The following is a 16,731-nucleotide window of genomic DNA, read 5'->3' on the forward strand; positions in this document are numbered from 1 at the left end:
TTTTCTGTGGAGAGTTTTTATGTCTCAGGATGCGCTGGCGCAATTGCGCGCGCTACACTGGCTGCCTGCTTCTTCCCCGCTGCTAACCGCACCCTTGCTCGACTGGCTAATGGAAGAAGACTCGATGACACGACGCTTTGAGCAGCATTGCCAGCAAGTCACGGTGCAACTGGTACGTGAAGCCTTTATTGATGCCGGTGAATTGCAAGAGGAAGGGGATTTGCTACCCGCCGATCAGCGCTTCTGGCTGCGAGAAATTTTGTTATGCGGCGATGGTGTCCCCTGGCTGGCTGGCCGCACCCTGGTGCCGGAAAGCACGCTTAATGGCCCTGAGCAGATGCTACAGCAGCTTGGTACACGCCCACTCGGGCGCTATCTGTTTGCCGACTCTACCCTGACGCGAGATTTTATCGATCCGGGTCAAGTCGGTGCGCTGTGGGGACGGCGTTCCCGTTTACGCCTCTCCGGCAAACCGCTGTTGTTAACTGAACTGTTTTTACCGGCGTCGCCGCTTTACCGCGCGCTGGATTAAGGATAAGGATTGTGCAAAAGACCCTGGGAATAAATAAATTACAGGCCTACAGCCGCCTGATGCGCATTGATAAACCGATTGGCACGCTGCTGCTGCTGTGGCCAACGCTATGGGCGCTGTGGTTATCCGGCATGGCGATTCCCCCACTCCCGGTGCTGCTGGTGTTTGTGTTGGGTGTCGTTGTGATGCGTGCTGCGGGTTGCGTCATTAATGACTACGCTGACCGTAAAGTCGATGGACATGTGAAACGTACCGCGGCACGCCCGTTGGCGAGTGGGCTGGTGACGGAAAAAGAAGCGAAGCTGCTGTTTGTGGGCTTAGCTCTGCTGGCGTTTTTGCTGGTGCTTACCATGAATCGCATGACGATTATGTTGTCAGTGGTGGGGCTGGCGCTGGCCTGGGTTTATCCCTTCATGAAGCGTTATACCCATCTGCCACAGGTGGTGCTGGGCGCTGCTTTTGGCTGGGCCATTCCCATGGGCTGGGCGGCAGTTAGTGAGTCCTTACCTTTAGTCTGCTGGCTGGTATTTATCGCCAACCTGTGCTGGACGGTCGCGTACGATACACAATACGCTATGGTGGATCGGGACGATGATTTAAAGATAGGCGTGAAATCGACGGCCATTCTGTTTGGTCGCTATGACAAGTTGATCATCGGCTTGTTGCAGCTGGCAACGCTGGGTCTGATGGTGCTGGTGGGGATGCTGCTGAATCTGAATGGCGCGTTTTACTGGTCGCTGCTGTTAGCGGCAGGCTTGTTTGTCCATCAGCAGAAGTTGATAGCTCAACGCGAGCGCGAACCCTGCTTCCAGGCATTCCTGAATAACAACTACGTTGGTCTGGTGCTGTTTATCGGTATTCTGTTGAATACTCAGCCGTTTATCGATTTGCTGTAGCAGCGCGATTTTTCGTGCGATTGTTGAAGTAAAAAAGCCGTCATCCAGTGGATGACGGCTTTTTAATTAGCACCTTAATCGTGAGCGACTGCACTCTCGATGGTCAGACGCACATCGCTGGTCACCAATTCGGCCAGCATTTGCCACATGGCTTGTGTCTGCCCTGGCTCGGCATCGCCACTGTCGCTGATATAGCCTTCATCGCGCAGGGTCAGCACCAGCGCGGTGAACACCGCTTTATCAAAGAACTCAGGGGCATTGATGCCGTGCAGCACCGACAAACGCTGTGCCAGCGTACGGCTCTCTTTTTCCAGCGTGCCACGGTTGATGGTGGGTTTCGCACTGAGAATCGAGAAGGTGATGGCAAAACGCTGGAGCGTTTCACGGATACCCGCCGCCAGTAGTTGTAGCGTGCGATAGCGCGCGGTGGTCATTTGTACCTGACCGTTTTGTTGCGTGATCAGACCCTGACGCGCCATCTCGTTGCACAGCGACTGAATCAGCTCAGGCAACTCATTGTTGCTCCAGCGCAGGAACAGTTCACTCTTCAGCATCGGATAGACCAGCGCGACCTGACGCAACAATTCAGCTTCACTGATTTCACGATGCTGCTGCACAATCGCGGCAATCAGCGACGGCATCACCAGCATGTGTTGAATGTTGTTGCGATAGTAGGTCATCAACACTGCCTGCTCACGCGGCAGGATGATGATGTCACCGATATTATCTTGCTCAGTCTCGAACTTATTCATGCCCATCGCGTGATCCAGCAGGGCTTCAGCGCTGAGATTCGGCACCGTGGCTTCCGGTGAGTAGGGCACATTGCGCAGCAATTGGGTGTAACACTCCAGTTGCTCAATGAGCTGTTCGCGGGTCAGCGAACGCTGACGAGAAGCCAGTAACGCGGTGACGCACAGGTTCATGGCATTGGCGGCACCCGCATCGTTAATCCGCACCATCAGGCGGTTGGCGATGTCATTCACTGCGGGGTTCATCCACGCCTGACGCTGCGGCTCGATCGGATCAATCGCCTCGCGCCATTCCGGCACATGTTTGTTCAGATAGTTCACCAACGGCAGGGGTTCACCGAAGTTCACATAACCCTGGCCAAGATTGCGCAGCTTACGCAGGCCGCGCACCATCTGCATAAAGCCTTCTTTTTCTTTCGCTGCACCACGCAGTTCTTTGGCATAGGTGCCGACTTCCATCACATGTTCGTAGCCAATATAAATCGGCACGAAGGTGATGGGACGGCTACCGCCGCGTAGCAATGCCTGCAATGTCATCGACAGCGTGCCGGTTTTTGGTTCCAGCAAGCGGCCAGTACGTGAGCGCCCGCCTTCCACAAAGTACTCAACCGAATAACCGCGATTAAACAACTCGCCCAGATATTCACGGAAGACCGTAGAGTAAAGCTTGTTGCCCTTGAAGGTGCGGCGAATAAAGAACGCGCCAAGGCGACGGAAAATCGGCCCGGCGGGCCAGAAATTCAGATTGATACCTGCGGCGATGTGCGGCGGCACCAGTCCCTGATGGTAGAGAACGTAGGAAAGCAGCAAGTAATCCATGTGGCTACGATGGCAGGGGACATAAACAATCTCATGTCCATCCTGTGCCAACTGGCGCACTCGCTCGCCACCATTCACGTTGATCCCCTGATAGAGACGACTCCACATCCAGCCCATCACGCGATCGGTGACGCGGATAGCTTCATACGAGAAGTCGGCAGCAATCTCTTCCATCAATTCGACGGCGTTTTGCTGTGCTTTCTCGTGGGAAATCTTTTTGCTGCGCGCCTCGTCTTCCACCGCTTTTTCAATCGCTTTCGATTGCAGCAGCTTATTAAACAGATCCTGGCGGGCGGGCAAGCGCGGGCCAATCGCAGCCAGACGCTGGCGGGCGAAGTGGATCCGCGCCACGCGTGCCAGCTTCTGGGCTATCGACTTATCCGTACCGTGTTCGGTCGCCATCTGGCGCAGTGAAACGGTCGGCGAAAAGCGCACAAAGCTATCGCGACCATGCCAGAGAATGGCGAAGAATTTCTGCACACCGTTCAGAATACGCAGGTGAGGGGTGGATTCTCCCTGAACTTCACGTCCTGGTGCACGTCCAAACATCACCGATACTGGCAGCATCTGTACATCCAGCTCCGGGTTGCTGCGGTGCAGATCAAGGTAGTCATGGAACAGCTTTACGGACTCCAGATTCGGCACGAAATACGGGAAAACACGCGGTCCATCGTGGATAAACACATGTCGCGGCAGCAATGAGCCGTCAATTTCCAGCGGTGCGAGCGGATCCGGCAGATCGTGTTTCAGACACTGCGAACGCAGTGTGAGGAGATCGGCCTTGGAATCATAAGGCAGTACATACAGGATAGGCCGCGTCGGATCCAGTCCATGCTCGGACACGGGATCGGCGGGAATGGCCTTACTCTTTACCAAAATGGAGAGTGGTAAATTCAATAATTTATAATAAAGTTTACGCCAACCTGACATAGACAACTTCAAGCCTCTTGTTAGCAAAGCGCGGCAAGCATACCAGAATGCGCCGCGAAAATCTGTGGCTGCACCACTCCGGCTGCCCAGACATTGACGTCAAAACGAGTAAAGGGTTCAACGACATGGCAAATAACGTCACCGGTTTTCTCAGGATAGTGAAAGCAGCCGGTTATTCCTGGCAGGGATTGCGCGCTGCCTGGACACATGAAGCAGCGTTTCGCCAGGAAGCTATTGCCGCATTAGTGGCAATTATAGTGGCGTGCTGGCTGGATGTTGATGCTATTTCCCGCGTACTCATGATTGGTTCCGTAGTGCTGGTGGTCATTGTTGAGATCCTGAATAGCGCCATTGAAGCCGTTGTCGACCGCATTGGTCAGGAACGCCATCCGCTGGCTGGACGCGCGAAAGACATGGGATCGGCCGCCGTGTTGCTGGCTATTTTACTGGCGCTGTTTGTCTGGATCGCGCTGCTTTGGTCACATTTGCGATAAGGATTCCGGATTCATCAACTCGCTGATTTTTCCCTCAGTTTTGGTTTCCATTTCACCAATACCTGTATATACTCACAGCGACTGTATAAACAACCAGGGGGCGGGATGAAAGCGTTAACCAGCAGGCAGCAACAGGTCTATGATCTGATTCGCGACCATATTAACCAGACGGGCATGCCGCCAACGCGTGCGGAAATTGCTTCGCAGCTGGGCTTCCGCTCACCTAATGCGGCAGAAGAACACCTGAAAGCATTAGCGCGTAAAGGCGTTATTGAGATCGTTTCCGGCGCTTCGCGCGGCATTCGTTTATTGATGGAAGAAGAAGCCAGTGAGGGGCTGCCATTGGTTGGCCGTGTCGCTGCGGGTGAACCTTTGCTGGCGCAGGAGCACATTGAAGCGCACTACCAGGTCGATGCTAACCTGTTCAAACCCAGCGCTGATTTCCTGCTACGTGTCAGCGGCATGTCGATGAAAGATATCGGCATTATGGATGGTGATCTGCTGGCGGTACACAAAACACAGGAAGTGCGTAACGGCCAGGTTGTCGTCGCACGTATCGATGATGAAGTCACGGTGAAGCGCTGGAAAAAGCAGGGCGCAATTGTGCAACTGCTGCCGGAAAACAGCGACTTCCAGCCGATTGTTGTTGATACCCGCGAACAATCCCTGACGGTCGAAGGGCTGGCGGTAGGCATTGTGCGTAACGGCGAGTGGCTCTGATACCTTGATTCCCCCTGCTACGGCAGCCTTCTGTGCTGCCGTGGTTTTATTCTCTGACAAGACGGTAGTGCAGCAAACCGGGACGGGCTGATGCAGCTGTTTTCCTCCTCTGACAAAGCACTCTGGCGGCTGGCGCTGCCTATGATTCTCTCCAATATCACTGTTCCGCTACTTGGCGTGGTTGATACCGCCGTCATTGGTCATCTCGATAGTCCCATTTATCTCGGCGGTGTGGCGGTTGGCACCACGGCGACCAGTTTCATCTTTATGTTGCTGCTGTTTTTACGTATGAGCACCACCGGGCTGACTGCTCAGGCATTTGGTGCTGGCAACAAAAAGGCACTGGCTCGGGCGCTTACCCAGCCTTTACTCATTGCCCTGGTGGCCGGTGTGCTGTTTATTTTGCTGCGCACGCCAGTCAGTAATCTGGCAGCGGTGCTGATGGGTGGCAGCCAGGAGGTCCAACAGCAGGCGCAATTGTTCATTCAGATTCGCTGGCTGAGCGCTCCCGCCACGCTGGCAAACCTGGTCATCCTCGGTTGGTTGTTGGGGGTGCAATATGCGCGTGCGCCAGTGGTGCTACTGGTGGTGGGGAATTTGGTCAATATCCTGTTGGATCTGGCGTTTGTGTTGGGGCTGCATTGGGGCGTAGCAGGTGCCGCAGCAGCAACGGCACTGGCTGAATATACGACCCTTGCCGTCGGATTATGGATGGTGGCGCGTGTATTGAAGCTGCGCGGAATTGATTTGGCGATGCTGCGGGAGAGTTGGCGCGGTGATGCTGCTCGTCTGTTTCGCCTCAATCGCGACATTATGTTGCGCTCCTTCCTGCTACAAATCTGCTTTGCTTCCCTGACGATACTCGGTGCACGTATTGGCCCGGATGTGGTAGCGGTCAATGCGGTGCTGTTGATGTTTCTGACTTTCACCGCGTATGCACAGGATGGCTTTGCTTATGCGGTTGAAGCGTGTTCTGGTGAAGCCGTCGGTGCCAAAGATCGCAGCCGGCTATTGCTGATCTGGCATGCTGCCTGCCGTCAGGCGGGGTTGGTCGCGCTGCTGTTTGCGGCGATTTATGCGTTATTTGGCACCCATATCGTGGCCCTGCTGACTTCACTGGAAGCATTACGCGATGCGGCCGATCGCTATCTGCTATGGCAGGTAGTGATGCCGTTAGTGGGCGTGTGGTGCTACCTGTTGGATGGCATGTTTATCGGGGCAACGCGCGGCCGGGAAATGCGTAACAGCATGGCGCTGGCGGCGCTCGGTTATGGCCTGTCATTACTGACGCTTCCCTGGTTAGGTAATCATGGATTGTGGCTGGCGGTGACGGTGTTTCTGGCCGTGCGTGGAATAACGCTCTGGTTCGTCTGGCGTCGTCACTGGCGTCATGACAGCTGGTTCGCAAACAGTTAACTATGATGCTTTGAATACAGAATAATCCGTAAGTGTGCTAACCATTCCGCAATGTCTACTATAATTATCCTTGTCGGCGCGAATGAGTGGCGCTTTATGTTGGTTTTACCCGCTGGCGTTGGGTATTCCACCACTATCACTCGACATAACATGGAGAAAGGTTATGAACAAAGACGAAGTGAGCGGAAACTGGAAACAATTCAAAGGGAAAGTGAAAGAAAAATGGGGCAAGCTGACGGATGACGATATGACGGTCATTGAAGGGAAACGCGATCAGCTTGTCGGGAAAATTCAGGAACGCTACGGCTATGCAAAAGATCAGGCCGAGCGAGAAGTTAAAGACTGGGAAAGTCACAACAAGGATTATCGCTGGTAACGGACCCGTTTAAGGACGATGCTCCTGCCCTCCGATCGTGATGATCGGGCTGGCACAGGGATGTGCCATCTATCCTTTTTTACCCCGCTTCTTACTTTCCACCTGATGATCGTGCTCACAGCTTTCGTGATGCGTACAGGCTTCTACTTCAACACAATTTTCACACAGACCGTGTGCTTCTATGACGCTGTGTCGCAAGGAAAAACCGGCCTGTTCGGCCAGGCCTGCAATGATCTTTTCCACGCCATGCGCGTGCTTTTCACTGACTGCGGCACAACGATCGCACACCAGCATGACTGAGGTATGTGCCGGTTCATCGAAATGATGGCAAACCACGTAGCTGTTATTGGACTCCACACGATGGATAAAACCCTGCTCCAGCAGGAAGTCCAGTGCACGGTAAATAGTGGGGGGTTTTGCCTGGGGCTCACTGACACGCAACTGATCCAGCAAATCATAGGCGCTGATCGATCCATTCTGTTCTGCCATCAGGCGCAGCACCTCGGCGCGTTGTGAGGTCAGACGTACACCGCGTTGCAGACAGAGTGTCTCTGCCTGAGTAAGCAGTTGGTCGGGCGACAGATTTGACATAAGCGTTCTCCTGGTTGCGAGTGATGTTATTTTATCACACAAATTTTTACGCTGCTGTGATTGCTTTTTCTTCTTAACTCTCTCAATAAAATTTCATTTTTTCATCAGGTTAGCCGCGCAATTTTTCGCAGACTCTTCTCACCCTGTCACCATTGATTCTGCTTGCTCTGACCTCATTACAGAGGCTTATCATTTTTTGCTTTGCAACTCACCGACTTAGCGACTAAGGTTCAAAAGGTCTTAAGTAATATCTGGTCTTAATTTAAATGCCGTTTATTTTTTTGCATAAATACACGACAGATTGACGCTTCAGCAGTCAATTCTGCGAATAGCAGTGCTATTTCCTTTCATTTCACAGCAATAAATCGTTAGCCCAGGTTCACAATAAGGGGCTGGTAAATTGTTTCGTCGATGACGTGGTCACGACTTTTAAAGGTGATGGCAGGCAAATGGTGAAGACATTATTCAGACGCAAAAGTGTTGGTTATATTGTTGTTTTGAATGCAGTATTTCTTTCCTCTTCGGCCCTGGCCGCAGGTACCTGGTACGACGCTCGTAACGATGCAATGGGGGGGACAGGGGTCGCTTCTTCCACCTGGAGTTCTGCGGTACTGGCAAACCCGGCTTTGATGACCAAAGCAAAACCTGATGATGACGTGAGTATTATTTTCCCGTCAGCCGGGATACAGGTTACTGATAAAGACAAACTGATTAATCGTGTTGATGACATCACGGACACCGTCGACCGTTATCAGAATGTGATTGATAACTTAACCTTCCAGGACTACCTCAACGGCTATCCAGAACTTAAAGCCGCGGCGGGTGATATGGCAAACCAGTTGCGCGATCTGCGTGGCAACAAAGCAGACGGCTCAGCAGGCGTTGCGCTGGCTGTTACGGTGCCCAATGAAACGCTGCCCTTCGCGTTTGTCACCAAAGCCTACGGTACTGCACACATCCGTGCGAACGTGTCACAAAGCGATATTGATTATCTGCAAGGGGTTGCGGATGGCACTGTCATTCCAGTGCCGGGTGATGAGGATAAGTTGACCTCCAGCGCCAACGGTCTGGCGGCATTAGTGACAGATTACGGTATTGCTATGGCGCATCAGTTCAGCGTTGCCGGACATCCTGTCTCTGTAGGGATTACGCCGAAACTGCAAAAAACCTGGCTGTATAACTACACCGCCAGCGTGTACAACTACGACAAAAGTGATATCAACAACAGCCGCTACCGCAGCTCAGATACCGGTTTTAACGTTGATGCAGGTATCGCAACGGACTTTGCCGATAACTGGACGTTCGGCCTGACCGGCCAGAACCTGATTTCACGCGATATCGATACCAAAGAAGTGAATGGCTACCGTGATACGTACCAAATCCGTCCACTGGTCACCACCGGTCTGGCCTGGAACTATGGTGCCTTCACACTGACTGGCGATGTCGATTTGACACAAACCAAGCGTTTTAAATCGGAAGACAGCAGTCAATACGTTGGAGTCGGTGGGGAATATCGTGTACTGGACTGGCTGCAATTGCGGGCTGGTTATCGTGCGGATATGAAGTCAAATGACGCCAACGTGTTCACCGCCGGTTTTGGTGTGTCACCGTTTAACAATACCGTGCACCTTGATTTGGCCGGTTCGGTTGGCGACGACAATACCTGGGGTGCGATGTTGCAGCTCGGCTTTAATTTCTGATGTCTCTGCTTCATCCTGACGGGCGGCTGTGTCGCCCGTCAATCCTGTGATATCATTGCGCAGAATCTCATCACTTAACCCCGGATTTACTGCGTTTCATGACCGATACCTTCTCTTCGCAACGTTTTTCTATTGCCCCGATGCTCGACTGGACCGATCGTCACTGTCGTTATTTTCACCGTCAGCTGAGTGGTGACACGCTGCTTTACACCGAAATGGTGACAACCGGCGCGATCATTCATGGCAAGGGTGATTATCTGGCTTTTAGCGAGGATGAACATCCGGTTGCGCTGCAACTGGGTGGCAGCGATCCAGCAGCCCTGGCGCAGTGCGCGCAACTGGCGGAAGCGCGTGGTTATGATGAGATCAACCTTAATGTCGGCTGCCCGTCCGATCGCGTGCAGAATGGCCGTTTTGGTGCCTGTCTGATGGGAGAAGCGGCGCTGGTGGCGGATTGCATTAAAGCGATGCGTGACGTGGTAAGCATTCCGGTGACGGTGAAAACCCGTATCGGTATTGACGATCAGGATAGCTACGCCTTCTTGTGCGATTTCGTTGGCACTGTCGCACAGCAGGGTGGCTGTGACACGTTTATCATCCACGCCCGTAAAGCCTGGTTGTCGGGTCTTAGCCCAAAAGAGAACCGCGAGATCCCCCCGCTTGATTATCCGCGCGTCTATCAACTGAAACGTGATTTCCCCCATCTGACTATGGCGATCAATGGGGGGATCAAAACGCTGGAAGAGGCGAAAATCCACCTGCAACATATGGATGGCGTGATGATGGGGCGTGAAGCCTATCAGAATCCGGGCATTCTGACGCAGGTTGACCGTGAGTTGTTTGGTCGTGATACGCCAGCCGTAGATCCCGTGGCCGTGGTACGTAGCATGTATCCGTATATCGAGGCGGAACTGGCGAAAGGGACTTACCTTGGTCACGTCACGCGCCATATGTTGGGCCTGTTCCAGGGCATTCCGGGCGCACGCCAGTGGCGACGTTATCTTAGCGAGAATGCCCACAAACCGGGCGCTGATGTTCGCGTGCTGGAAGCGGCGCTGGTGCTGGTGGCGGATAAAATTCCCCAGGAAGCCTGATTTTTTTCTCCGTAGCGGCGCGATTAATCGCGTGGATTTTTCCTGCAACGCGCACGAAATTGCGCGATAAATCGCGTCGCTACGGGAAGGGTTCAATGGTTTTATTCACACCACTATTTGGTGAATTTCACTATTCTCCAAACCTATCTCGCTTATCATTTCTATTGATTTCAATTAATTAGCAAGAATTCAGTGTTGGCACGTATCTTGTAATGCACTTCCTGTAACCTACACAGGAGAACCTTCGTGGAAATATTATTTGTTATCGGCTTTTTTCTCATGCTGTTGCTGACCGGTGTGTCGCTGCTGGGCGTGATTGCCGCGCTGATTGTTGCAACGGTGCTGATGTTCCTCGGCGGGTTGTTTGCACTTGTTATTAAATTGTTGCCGTGGCTGGTGTTGGCGGTGGTGGCTGTCTGGGTGTATCGCGCTTTTACCACGCCGCAGGGTGAAGTGAAGCTGAATCGACTGAAAAGAAAAATCAGTAAGTTAGAGAGAAACGGCTGGCGTTAAATGCGGAGGCGATCACAGAGTTGGCAATGCTTAGTCCAAATCTGCAATTAAACATATTTTTTACTTATGTTTTCTGTCAGGATGTTTGCCGTTGAGTCGAAACAAATTCATCGCCGCTGTCCCTACACCAGCGCGAACTATAAAAAAGAAAAAGGGGCTTCCTACGGGAAGCCCCGTTTGCTTTATGGTGTCAGGGAATCAGCAGGCTTGAACCTTGCGTTGCGCGGCTTTCCAGCACCTTATGCGCCTGAGCCGCATCGCGTAACGCGAATTTCTGCTGTTCCGGCACATTGATTTTAATCGCATGGCTGGCAATCAGTGAAAACAGCTCAGCACTGGCGTGGTCGAGTTCTTCGCGGTTGGTGATATAACCAAACAATGAAGGACGGGTGACAAACAGCGACCCCTTCTTGTTCAGAATGCCCAAATCGACACCGGTGACCGGACCGGATGCATTACCAAAACTCACCATCAGACCGTGGCGACGCAGACTATCCAGTGACGATTCCCAGGTATCTTTACCTACTGAGTCATACACCACAGCCACTTTTTTGCCGTTGGTCAGTTCACTCACCCGTTGCGCAATATTCTCGTCGCGATAGTTAATGGTGGCCCATGCGCCCGCCTCTTTGGCGATTTGCGCTTTTTCAGCGGAGCCTACGGTACCAATCAGGTGCGCGCCCAGCGCTTTCGCCCACTGGCAGGCAATCAGACCGACACCGCCCGCTGCGGCATGGAACAGGAATGTCTCATCCGCTTTGACCTTATAAGTCTGACGCAACAGATATTGTACGGTCAGGCCCTTCAGGAACGAGGCGGCTCCCTGCTCGAAGCTGATGCGTTCAGGCAGAATCACCAGACGATCTTCATGCACATTGTGCAACTCGCTGTACGCACCGAGCGCCGACTGGCAATACACCACGCGATCGCCCACTTTAAAGCGTGTAACGGCAGAACCAACTTTTTTCACTACGCCTGCCGCTTCCGTACCCAGACCAGAAGGTTTCGCTGCCACCGGATACAATCCGCTACGTACATAGGTATCGATATAGTTAATACCGATTGCCCGATTTTCCACCTGGACTTCATGTTCAACGGGGTCATTGAGCTCAAAATCCACCCATTGCAGTACTTCAGGGCCGCCATGTTCGTTGAACTGAATACGCTTTGCCATTCTGACTCCTGTGATTGTTCATCCTGTGACGTTATACTTGCCCGTCACTCTAAAGATCGGTAATGCATTCACTATGGCAGGAAATAAACCCACCAACAAATCGAACGAAACCCGCGACCGTCAACTGGAGGGCGTGAAAATGCCGCCGCATTCCATTGAGGCGGAGCAGTCGGTACTCGGTGGGTTGATGCTGGATAACGAGCGTTGGGACAACGTCTCCGAACGCGTGGTCGCTGAGGATTTCTTCAACCGCTCGCACCGGCTAATCTTCTCCGAAATGCAGAGCCTGCTGGAAGCCGGACAGCCTATTGACCTGATTACGCTGTCGGAATCGTTGGAAACGCGTGGCGAGCTGGAAATGGCGGGGGGCTTTGCCTATCTCGCCGAACTGGCAAAAAACACCCCGAGCGCGGCCAACATTGGTGCCTATGCTGACATCGTGCGCGAGCGTGCGGTGGTACGCGAAATGATCTCAGTGGCGAATCAAATCGCCGATGCCGGTTACGATCCGCAGGGGCGCAGCAGTGAAGATCTGCTCGATTTCGCGGAGTCCAACGTCTTCAAGATCGCCGAGCAGCGCGCCAACAAAGATGAAGGCCCGAGGAATATCGAGCAAATCCTCGAAGCCACGGTATCGCGTATTGAATCGCTGGTTTCTACGCCGCACGATGGCGTCACCGGGGTAGACACCGGTTATCAGGATCTGAACAAAAAAACCGCCGGTTTGCAGGGTTCTGATCTGATTATCGTTGCGGCACGTCCGTCGATGGGTAAAACCACCTTCGCCATGAACTTGTGCGAAAACGCCGCCATGCTGCAAGAAAAGCCGGTCCTGATTTTCAGTCTGGAAATGCCCAGCGAACAGATCATGATGCGTATGCTGGCGTCATTATCACGAGTGGATCAGACGCGTATCCGTACCGGTCAGCTGGAGGATGAGGACTGGGCGCGTATCTCCGCTACTATGGGCATCCTGCTTGAGAAGAAGAACATGTATATCGATGATTCTTCCGGTCTGACGCCGACGGAGGTGCGTTCGCGCGCGCGCCGTATCTATCGTGAAAACGATGGCCTGAGCATGATCATGATCGACTATCTGCAATTGATGCGTGTCCCCTCGCTGTCGGATAACCGTACGCTGGAAATCGCCGAAATATCACGCTCGCTCAAGGCGTTGGCGAAAGAACTGAATGTGCCGGTGGTGGCGTTGTCGCAGTTGAACCGCTCGCTGGAACAACGTGCCGATAAACGCCCGGTGAACTCGGATCTGCGTGAATCCGGCTCGATCGAACAGGATGCGGACCTGATCATGTTTATATATCGTGATGAGGTTTATCACGAAAACAGCGATCTGAAAGGCATTGCTGAGATCATCATCGGTAAACAGCGTAACGGACCGATCGGCACAGTACGTTTGACCTTCAATGGTCACTGGTCGCGTTTTGATAACTACGCCGGCCCGCAATACGACGACGAATAATCCTCTCCTCCCCTCTGCATGCACGATCTGTGCATGCATTTCACGTCATTGGAAAATAGTGTTGGACAACCCCGCCTTTAATCAGGTTATCTGTAGCAAAGCGCCCCCATTTACGCTCTGGAAGCAGCATGACTCAGGTAGACGATTACGACCTTAAAATATTGACATTACTACAATCTAACGGCCGCCTCACCAACCAGGAACTCAGTGATTTAGTGGGCCTTTCGGCGTCTCAATGTTCACGCCGACGCATCAATCTTGAACAGGCAAACCTGATTCTCGGTTATCACGCCCGCTTGTCGCCCGATGCCATCGGCCTCGGCATGGTGGGATTGATTGAGGTGCGGCTGATTAACCACACACCTGATTATGAAGAGAGTTTTCACCGTATGGTGGAACAGGAAACGGCCATCGTGGATGCGTTTAAAACCACGGGTGATGCGGATTATTTGCTGAAAGTTGCGGTAGCTGATCTGGCTTCACTCAGTGCCTTAATCAGCCAACTGGTGGGGGGGCATCAAAGTGTCGCCCATGTCAAAACCTCGGTGGTTTTGAGCCGTTTAAAAGAGAACGGTTTGATGATAATTCCTGAGCACAAAACGCGCCAAAAAAGTGCGTAATGTGCTAGTCTGGTGCAATTATTGCCAATCAAATGCAAAAAACGCGCACCAGATAACAGATTTGTGCATGGATTGCTGATTTAGCCTCTGAGCTATGCACAAAAACCTGCAATAAAGCGCCTTAGTTATCAATTGGATAATCATTGGCACCCATCGGCGGCGACACGACGTCGCCGATGTGGTGCGTTTTTTGCATTTGAACCGCATCAATTGCAATGAGATAAATCCATGGATAACGTTGTTGAACCCACCAAGATTCCCCACTCCCGTATCGAAGATGCCCTGGCGATAGTGCTTGGCACGCTGATGGTTTCTTTCGGCGTGATCATGCTGAAGCAAGCGGGAGCGTTGACCGGCAGTTCCGCCGGTATTGCCTTCTTAATTAGCTATCTGACGCCACTTTCCTTCGGCAGCGCCTTTTTCCTGATTAACCTGCCATTTTACTGGCTGGCGGTGCGTCGTATGGGCTGGGAATTTACCCTGAAAACATTCTGCGCCGTGGGCCTGGTGTCACTGTTTACCCACCTGCACCCGTTGTTCATCCATTTTTCCTCATTAAATCCGTTTTATGCGACATTGTTCGGTAACGTGGTAATGGGGATTGGGTTTATAGTGTTGTTTCGTCACAAAGCCAGTCTGGGCGGCGTCAATATTCTGGCGCTCTGGTTGCAGGACCGCATCGGCCTGCGCGCTGGAAAACTGCAAATGGCGGTCGATACCTGCGTGGTGTTGGCTTCGTTGTTTGTCGTATCCGTACCCATGCTGCTTGCCTCGATAGCGGGCGCGGTGATCCTGAATCTGATCATCGCCATGAATCACCGCCCAGGCCGTTACAGGGTTTGACGATGCATCGTTACCTGACTTTTTTGACCAATCATGGAGATCTGCACCGTGTTTCAAAACGTTGATGCCTATGCCGGCGATCCGATTCTGTCGCTGATGGAAACCTTCAAACAGGACCAGCGCGCGAATAAAGTGAATCTGAGCATCGGCCTCTATTACAACGAGCAGGGCATCATTCCTCAGCTGCAGGCGGTTGCCGCAGCGGAAGAGCGCCTGCAAGCGGCACCGCATCAGGCTTCGCTTTATCTGCCGATGGAAGGTTTTGGTCCTTACCGTAACGCCATCGCACCATTGCTGTTCGGTCGCGAGCACCCGATGTTGAAGGCGGGCCGCATTGCCTCCATCCAGACGCTGGGTGGGTCAGGTGCGCTGAAAGTCGGTGCGGATTTCCTCAAACGTTACTTCCCGAACTCCAACGTCTGGGTCAGCGATCCTACCTGGGAAAACCACATTGCGATCTTCAACGGTGCCGGTTTTGAAGTCAGCACTTACCCGTGGTACGACGCAGAAACCAACGGTGTGAAATTTGATGCCTTTATCGCTGCGCTGAAAACCCTGCCGAAGCAAAGCATCGTGCTGCTGCATCCGTGCTGCCATAACCCAACCGGTGCGGATTTGACTGACGCACAGTGGGACCAGACCGTTGAGGTGCTGAAAGCACAGGAACTGATCCCGTTCCTCGATATCGCTTATCAGGGCTTTGGCGCCGGTATGAACGAAGACGCCTATGCGATTCGTGCCGTGGCGGCTGCGGGTCTGCCAGCGCTGGTCAGCAACTCGTTCTCCAAAATCTTCTCACTGTATGGTGAGCGCGTCGGTGGACTCTCCATCGTTTGCGATAGCGCAGAAGAAGCAGGCCGTGTGCTGGGTCAGTTGAAAGCAACGGTGCGCCGTAACTACTCCAGCCCGCCGAACTTCGGTGCTCAGGTGGTTTCCTGTGTTCTGAACGATGAAGCGCTGCTGAACAACTGGTTGGCGGAAGTAGAAGCGATGCGTCTGCGTATTATCGAAATGCGTCAGGCACTGGTTGCGGTACTGCGTGAGAAGCTGCCGGGCCAGAACTTCGATTATCTGCTGAAACAGCGTGGCATGTTCAGCTACACCGGTCTGAGCGCGCAGCAGGTCGATCGCCTGCGTGACGAGTTCGGTGTCTACCTGATTGCCAGCGGTCGTATGTGTGTGGCAGGACTTAATAGCCGCAATGTACATCAGGTAGCGGAAGCCTTTGCTGCGGTGATGTAATCCATGATGAAGCCGCCAGCTTGATGCTGGCGGTTTTTTTTCGTCCAATTTCAGGCCGTTTTTTCCTTTACCTTTCGCCGTCATGCTGCACACTTAAACGGTGTGTTTAATTCAGGATTCAGGCATGTGGCACCAACAAACCTTAACGCTTAGCGCCAAACCACGCGGTTTTCACCTGGTCACCGACGAGATCGTCGGACAGCTACGCGCCCTGTCGGATGTGCGTATTGGTCAGCTGCATTTGTTGCTACAGCACACCTCCGCCTCACTGACCCTCAATGAAAATTGCGATCCCACGGTACGCAGCGACATGGAGCAACATTTTCTGCGTCATGTGCCAGAAAATGCCCCTTATCAACACGATTATGAAGGTGCAGATGATATGCCCGCGCACATTAAGTCATCGCTACTCGGCGTATCCTTGTTGTTACCGATTAGCCGTGGGCGGCTGATGCTGGGGACGTGGCAGGGGATCTGGCTCGGTGAACATCGGGTTCACGGCGGCGCGCGGCGCATTGTCGCCACCTTACAAGGGGAGTAAA

General features: G+C 53.0%; 17 protein-coding genes. 14 read left to right on the forward strand and 3 right to left on the reverse strand.

The genetic code is table 11. From position 1 onward, the window contains the following. Nucleotides 1-19 precede the first annotated feature (19 nt). Together ubiC and ubiA are read left to right on the forward strand one after the other, a co-directional pair. A complete protein-coding gene (gene ubiC / locus AC6I8N_RS01705; protein WP_021184075.1) occupies nt 20-532 on the forward strand; it encodes a chorismate lyase in 513 nt (170 codons plus the stop codon). 11 nt (nt 533-543) lie between these two features. Continuing rightward, nucleotides 544-1,428 carry a 4-hydroxybenzoate octaprenyltransferase gene (ubiA, locus tag AC6I8N_RS01710; RefSeq protein WP_208724605.1) on the forward strand — a complete coding sequence of 295 codons (885 nt, stop codon included), beginning with the start codon at nt 544-546 and terminating at the stop codon, nt 1,426-1,428. Nucleotides 1,429-1,502: 74 nt separating this feature from the next. Here ubiA and plsB read toward each other — a convergent pair whose 3' ends face one another. Then, a complete protein-coding gene (gene plsB, locus AC6I8N_RS01715; RefSeq protein ID WP_208724606.1) occupies nt 1,503-3,926 on the reverse strand; it encodes a glycerol-3-phosphate 1-O-acyltransferase PlsB in 2,424 nt (807 codons plus the stop codon). Between the two features lie 125 nt (nt 3,927-4,051). On the opposite strand from plsB, the gene AC6I8N_RS01720 reads away from it, so the two are divergent. The 4 genes from AC6I8N_RS01720 to AC6I8N_RS01735 all read left to right on the forward strand — a co-directional run bounded on the left by AC6I8N_RS01720 (nt 4,052) and on the right by AC6I8N_RS01735 (nt 6,932). Continuing rightward, nucleotides 4,052-4,420, forward strand: a complete 369-nt coding sequence (locus AC6I8N_RS01720) for a diacylglycerol kinase (protein ID WP_208724607.1) — start codon at nt 4,052-4,054, stop codon at nt 4,418-4,420. 105 nt (nt 4,421-4,525) lie between these two features. Then, nucleotides 4,526-5,140, forward strand: coding sequence for a transcriptional repressor LexA (gene lexA / locus AC6I8N_RS01725; RefSeq protein WP_021184079.1), 615 nt, complete (start codon nt 4,526-4,528; stop codon nt 5,138-5,140). Between the two features lie 90 nt (nt 5,141-5,230). Then, entirely contained in the window at nt 5,231-6,556 is a 1,326-nt protein-coding gene (gene dinF, locus AC6I8N_RS01730) for an MATE family efflux transporter DinF (protein ID WP_208724608.1), read from the forward strand. 163 nt (nt 6,557-6,719) lie between these two features. Continuing rightward, entirely contained in the window at nt 6,720-6,932 is a 213-nt protein-coding gene (locus tag AC6I8N_RS01735; protein ID WP_021184081.1) for a CsbD family protein, read from the forward strand. A 69-nt stretch (nt 6,933-7,001) separates the two neighbouring features. Here AC6I8N_RS01735 and zur read toward each other — a convergent pair whose 3' ends face one another. Continuing rightward, complete coding sequence (zur, locus tag AC6I8N_RS01740) at nt 7,002-7,523, reverse strand: zinc uptake transcriptional repressor Zur (RefSeq protein ID WP_021184082.1); 522 nt, start codon at nt 7,521-7,523, stop codon at nt 7,002-7,004. A gap of 449 nt (nt 7,524-7,972) precedes the next feature. Between zur and AC6I8N_RS01745 the strand changes: the two genes are divergently transcribed. From AC6I8N_RS01745 to pspG, 3 genes are all read left to right on the forward strand, one after another. Beyond that, nucleotides 7,973-9,223 (forward strand): conjugal transfer protein TraF, encoded by a 1,251-nt coding sequence (locus AC6I8N_RS01745; RefSeq protein ID WP_208724609.1) that lies wholly within the window; start codon nt 7,973-7,975, stop codon nt 9,221-9,223. A 98-nt stretch (nt 9,224-9,321) separates the two neighbouring features. After that, nucleotides 9,322-10,317 carry a tRNA dihydrouridine(20/20a) synthase DusA gene (dusA, locus tag AC6I8N_RS01750; RefSeq protein ID WP_497829915.1) on the forward strand — a complete coding sequence of 332 codons (996 nt, stop codon included), beginning with the start codon at nt 9,322-9,324 and terminating at the stop codon, nt 10,315-10,317. Between the two features lie 246 nt (nt 10,318-10,563). Continuing rightward, nucleotides 10,564-10,830, forward strand: coding sequence for an envelope stress response protein PspG (pspG, locus tag AC6I8N_RS01755; protein ID WP_021184086.1), 267 nt, complete (start codon nt 10,564-10,566; stop codon nt 10,828-10,830). Between the two features lie 190 nt (nt 10,831-11,020). Here the strand turns inward: pspG and AC6I8N_RS01760 are convergent, their stop codons facing one another. Beyond that, nucleotides 11,021-12,004: a quinone oxidoreductase gene (locus AC6I8N_RS01760; RefSeq protein WP_497829916.1), complete on the reverse strand. Its 984-nt coding sequence runs from the start codon at nt 12,002-12,004 to the stop codon at nt 11,021-11,023. A gap of 73 nt (nt 12,005-12,077) precedes the next feature. On the opposite strand from AC6I8N_RS01760, the gene dnaB reads away from it, so the two are divergent. From dnaB to AC6I8N_RS01785, 5 genes are all read left to right on the forward strand, one after another. After that, nucleotides 12,078-13,484, forward strand: coding sequence for a replicative DNA helicase (gene dnaB / locus AC6I8N_RS01765; protein WP_021184088.1), 1,407 nt, complete (start codon nt 12,078-12,080; stop codon nt 13,482-13,484). 128 nt (nt 13,485-13,612) lie between these two features. Then, on the forward strand, nt 13,613-14,104 hold the full coding sequence (locus AC6I8N_RS01770) for an Lrp/AsnC family transcriptional regulator (protein WP_208724612.1): 492 nt from the start codon (nt 13,613-13,615) through the stop codon (nt 14,102-14,104). Between the two features lie 228 nt (nt 14,105-14,332). Beyond that, nucleotides 14,333-14,947, forward strand: a complete 615-nt coding sequence (locus AC6I8N_RS01775; RefSeq protein ID WP_013507496.1) for a YitT family protein — start codon at nt 14,333-14,335, stop codon at nt 14,945-14,947. A gap of 48 nt (nt 14,948-14,995) precedes the next feature. Next, nucleotides 14,996-16,189: an amino acid aminotransferase gene (locus AC6I8N_RS01780; RefSeq protein ID WP_208724613.1), complete on the forward strand. Its 1,194-nt coding sequence runs from the start codon at nt 14,996-14,998 to the stop codon at nt 16,187-16,189. Nucleotides 16,190-16,313: 124 nt separating this feature from the next. Next, complete coding sequence (locus AC6I8N_RS01785; RefSeq protein ID WP_013507498.1) at nt 16,314-16,730, forward strand: secondary thiamine-phosphate synthase enzyme YjbQ; 417 nt, start codon at nt 16,314-16,316, stop codon at nt 16,728-16,730. Nucleotide 16,731 lies beyond the last annotated feature (1 nt).

The sequence above is a fragment of the Pantoea sp. X-Soil-TKNS-1279 genome (assembly GCF_059730565.1).

Coding starts and splice junctions, on each gene's coding strand:
- ubiC (WP_021184075.1), top strand. CDS start 20: ATGTCTCAGGATGCGCTGGCGCAATTGCGCGCGCTACACTGGCTGCCT.
- plsB (WP_208724606.1), bottom strand. CDS start 3,926: ATGTCAGGTTGGCGTAAACTTTATTATAAATTATTGAATTTACCACTC.
- AC6I8N_RS01720 (WP_208724607.1), top strand. CDS start 4,052: ATGGCAAATAACGTCACCGGTTTTCTCAGGATAGTGAAAGCAGCCGGT.
- lexA (WP_021184079.1), top strand. CDS start 4,526: ATGAAAGCGTTAACCAGCAGGCAGCAACAGGTCTATGATCTGATTCGC.
- dinF (WP_208724608.1), top strand. CDS start 5,231: ATGCAGCTGTTTTCCTCCTCTGACAAAGCACTCTGGCGGCTGGCGCTG.
- AC6I8N_RS01735 (WP_021184081.1), top strand. CDS start 6,720: ATGAACAAAGACGAAGTGAGCGGAAACTGGAAACAATTCAAAGGGAAA.
- zur (WP_021184082.1), bottom strand. CDS start 7,523: ATGTCAAATCTGTCGCCCGACCAACTGCTTACTCAGGCAGAGACACTC.
- AC6I8N_RS01745 (WP_208724609.1), top strand. CDS start 7,973: ATGGTGAAGACATTATTCAGACGCAAAAGTGTTGGTTATATTGTTGTT.
- dusA (WP_497829915.1), top strand. CDS start 9,322: ATGACCGATACCTTCTCTTCGCAACGTTTTTCTATTGCCCCGATGCTC.
- AC6I8N_RS01760 (WP_497829916.1), bottom strand. CDS start 12,004: ATGGCAAAGCGTATTCAGTTCAACGAACATGGCGGCCCTGAAGTACTG.
- dnaB (WP_021184088.1), top strand. CDS start 12,078: ATGGCAGGAAATAAACCCACCAACAAATCGAACGAAACCCGCGACCGT.
- AC6I8N_RS01770 (WP_208724612.1), top strand. CDS start 13,613: ATGACTCAGGTAGACGATTACGACCTTAAAATATTGACATTACTACAA.
- AC6I8N_RS01775 (WP_013507496.1), top strand. CDS start 14,333: ATGGATAACGTTGTTGAACCCACCAAGATTCCCCACTCCCGTATCGAA.
- AC6I8N_RS01785 (WP_013507498.1), top strand. CDS start 16,314: ATGTGGCACCAACAAACCTTAACGCTTAGCGCCAAACCACGCGGTTTT.